Raw genomic sequence first — 3,531 nt, forward strand, 5'->3', positions numbered from 1 at the left:
CATCTAATTTAAAAGAATTAATTGAACTAGCTTAAAAAATGAGCAATATCAAATTAAAATAATGCAAAATATGCAAAGTTCTTTTGAAATTCAAAGTTTAACTTCATCCTATATGCCAAATTTAAATTTGGATATAGGATATGTAGGTCTTAATAAGGATCGTCTTATCATAGATCCACAAGAAAGTTTTTACACAAAATTAAGTCTTAATTTTCTTTTGTATGATGGAGGCAAAAGAGAAGCTTTAATTAACTCTTTAAAATTTAAGAAAAATATTACAGAATTAAATAAAGAACAAAGTAAAAATTACCTAGCTCTTAAAGCTTCAACTTTATATTTTAATTATCAAAGTCTTCAAGCTATCATTAAAGCTAGCGAACAAAAAGAATTATTTTTAGAAAATACCTTACAAAGATTAAGAAAATTCTATAAAGTGGGTCTTAGTGCTCAAAATGAACTTGAAAGTATAAATGCAAAATATCATTTAGCCAAACTTGAACTTTCTAAAAATTTATTAAAATTAGAAGAAATTAAAAAAGATATAAAAATTTTAACTGCACAAGATTTTACTCCAGAAAAATTAAATTTTTTAGAAAACCCTAGCAAGGATTTTAAAAACAATAATAATTTAGAATTTTTAATAGCCAAAGAACAAATTAATCAAGCTAATGAAAAATTAAAAATTGCAAAATCAAGTTATTTGCCTAAAATATTTTTACAAAATAATTTTATATTTTATAAAAACAATTATAATCCAAAAATTCCTTCTATTTATCAAAATTTAGCCAATGATTTTTTTAAAGAACACGCTCAAAGCAATCAGTTCATCATTGGGATGCAATGGAAAATTTTTGACTTTAATCAAAGAAGCAAAGAAGTAGAAAAAGAAAGATTGGAAGTTCAAATTGCAAATGCCAAAGCTAATTTAATTAAAAGAGAAAATGAGCAAAATTTAGAATATTTACAAAAAAATTTAGATATTCTAAAAGAACAAATCAATGCTTTAACTTATGCTTTAAAAGCAAGCGAAATAGCCTTTAAAGTAGTTAATGAAAAATACTCTGCAGGACTTTGCTCTTATATAGAGTATTTAGAAGCTTTAGAAGAAAAATTTAAAGCCTTTAGCAATTTGGAATTAGCTAAAAATGAGCTTGAAATTACTAAAGCAAACTATTATTTTTTAGCAGGAATTGATATAAAAGATAAGGTTTTATAAATGAAAATTATCATATGTTTAATCATAAGTTTTTATACACTTATGGCTAAAGAACTTTATGCAAGCTTCAATGTTGAAGCATTGAATCAAAGTAAATTAAGTCTAGAAAGCATAGGTATAGTTAAAGAAATTAAAGTAAAAATTTCAGATTATGTAAAAAAAGGTGATGTTTTATTAAGTCTTGATACAAGCAAAGAAGAAATTGCTTTAAAAAATGCACAAAATGATTATAAATTAGCTCTAGCTAAATTTAATAATATAAAATCAAAAATGGATAAATTTAACCAAGTGCAAAATTTTATTGATAAACAAAGTTATGAAGATATTAAAACTGAATTTAATATAGCTAATCTAGAGCTTCAAAAAGCAAAAATCAATATAGCTTATTATGAAAATTTAATAGATAAAAAAATTCTTAAAGCTCCTTATGATGGTGTTATTTTTGATAAAACTATTCAAGTTGGAGAAGGAGTGGCTGGAGTTAATCAAGTTTTATTTAAAATTTTTTCTTATCCAAAAGTTAAGCTTGTACTTAGTTTTGATGAAAAATATAAAGATGAAGTAAAATTAAATCAAGAATTTATCTATAAAATAGAAGGAAAAGAACAAACATTAAAAGGGAAAATTTCACTTATTTATCCAAGTATAGACATAAAAACAAGAAAAATTTATGCAGAAGTTCAAGCAGAAAATTTAACACCAGGACTTTTTGGCGAAGGTAAAATCATCATTAAAGATTAAAAATGTATAAACTTGCTATAAACCGACCTATTACTATTTTAATGTTTTTCTTAGCTCTTATAATATTTGGTTTATTTTCTGCTTTTACTATGAATGTAAATTTATTTCCAAATGTAAATATCCCACTTATTAAGATAAGTGCAAAAGCAAACGGGGATCTAAATTATATGGAAAGCAAGATCACAAAAGAACTTGAAAATGCCATAAGTGAAATTGATGGACTTAAAACTTTATCTTCTGCAAGCTATGATAATTTTAGCGTTATTTTTGCAGAATTTAAGCTTGATAAAAATTTAGAAGTTGCTGCTAATGATGTAAGAGATAAACTAGGAACTTTAAGCCTTAATGCTAAAATTGAAATAGAAAAAATCTCTTCTGATTCGGGGGCAAATATAAGCTTATTTTTTAAATCTAATAGCCCTTTAGAACTTATGCAAACTATAGAAGATAAAGTTAAGCCTTTTTTACAAAGAATTGATGGAGTGGGGAAAATCAATACCATAGGGTTTTTAAAACCTCAAATTCGCATACAGCTTGATATAGATAAATTACAAAAATATAATCTTAATGCTTTAGAAGTTGCAAATATTATTAAAAATCAAAATTTTAAACAAGGTTTAGGAGAACTTGAAAACAAAGAAAATAATTTTATACTTAAAGGCTATTTTGAAGCAAAAACAATTGATGAGTTAAAAAATTTAAGAATTTATCCAGGGGTTTTTTTAAGCGATATTGCAAAAATTGAAAATTTATATGAAAACCAAAAACAAATTGCCTTCTTTCAGAGCAATGGAGTTTTATTGGAAATAAATAAAATTAGCAATTATAATGCTTTAAAGATGATTAAAAATGTTAAAAAAGCTTTAGAAAAACTAAAAAATGAATTACCTAAAAATATAGAGTTTGATATACTTTATGATAAAAGTGCAAATATAACAAAACATTTAAATCAAGTAATTTTTGATATGATTTTTGGAATTTTTTTAACTTTAATTATAGTATTTTTATTTCTAAGAAATTTAAGTGCTACTATTATAGCTTTTATTGCTATTCCTACTTCTATTATAGCAACTTTTTTTATTATAGATATTCTAGGATATGATTTAAATCGTCTTACTTTTATAGCGCTTACTTTAAGTATGGGAATTTTTATCGATGATGCTATAGTTGTAATTGAAAATATTACCAAAAAACTTAAAAATTACCCTGCTTTAGAAGCTTCTTATCTGGGTGTTAAGGAAATTGGTTTTAGCGTATTAAGTATTAGTGTTGTTTTACTTTGTGTTTTTATACCTATTTCTTATATGAACTCTATTTCAGGGCTTTTTTTTAATGCTTTAGGTATTAGCGTAGCTTCAGGGGTCATTGTAAGTTTTTTAGTTTCTATACTTCTAATACCAAGCCTAAGTGCTAGATTTTTAAATTCTAAAGAAAGTCATTTTTATCAAAAAAGTGAATTTTTTTTCATAAAAATAGAAGACTTTTATAAAAATTTACTTTATAAAATATTAAAGTATAAAATTCGTTTTATTATTGTTACTTTAATTTTTCTCTTTTCTTGCTTTGCTTTAGCT

The 3,531-nt window shown here is 24.0% G+C and carries 3 protein-coding genes; all 3 read left to right on the forward strand.

What is annotated here, in order from left to right:
- Positions 1-61: 61 nt before the first annotated feature.
- Positions 62-1,216, forward strand: coding sequence for a TolC family protein (locus tag JG677_RS07410; protein WP_234284661.1), 1,155 nt, complete (start codon positions 62-64; stop codon positions 1,214-1,216).
- Positions 1,217-1,957: an efflux RND transporter periplasmic adaptor subunit gene (locus JG677_RS07415; RefSeq protein ID WP_200168967.1), complete on the forward strand. Its 741-nt coding sequence runs from the start codon at positions 1,217-1,219 to the stop codon at positions 1,955-1,957.
- A gap of 2 nt (positions 1,958-1,959) precedes the next feature.
- On the forward strand, positions 1,960-3,531 hold a 1,572-nt coding region (locus tag JG677_RS07420; protein WP_200286014.1), incomplete at its 3' end, for an efflux RND transporter permease subunit.

This window comes from Campylobacter sp. TTU-622 (assembly GCF_016598965.1).
GTDB lineage: Bacteria > Campylobacterota > Campylobacteria > Campylobacterales > Campylobacteraceae > Campylobacter_D.